Here is a 331-nt window from a genome sequence, read left to right as displayed (position 1 = left end):
CCAGTGCTCGTGTACGTATTCAGGTCGGCAGCGTTCGGAATCTGCGTCGGATTCACGAGACCGACAACGGGCGGAAACGTGATCGAAACATTCCCAGATGCATCTGGGGTTATGTTATTGACCTTCAGGACCGGCGCAAACCCAATGTCCAGAGTACCGTCCGAAGCGATCGTGATGTGGCCATTTGTCGAGGCCTTAACACCACCAAGCGTCGTGGTGTTGGCAACGGGCAGTGAGTACGGAACCGGCTTATTGATCAGGTCGTTGTAATCACCAGTGGCCGCGACGCGTGCCGCATCCGGAATGTCTCCGATCTTCAGCTCAACGTCAC

The 331-nt window shown here is 55.9% G+C and carries 1 protein-coding gene; it reads right to left on the bottom strand.

Annotated elements, in window-relative coordinates:
• Positions 1 to 331: hypothetical protein (locus AC1RPH_RS08130; RefSeq protein WP_481762080.1), on the bottom strand; the 331-nt coding region annotated here is incomplete at both ends.

This window comes from Dellaglioa sp. CoH-57-MRSF-16, from assembly GCF_056782055.1.
The sequence above is the reverse complement of the archived record's forward strand: the minus strand, read 5'-3'. Positions and strand labels throughout refer to the sequence as shown.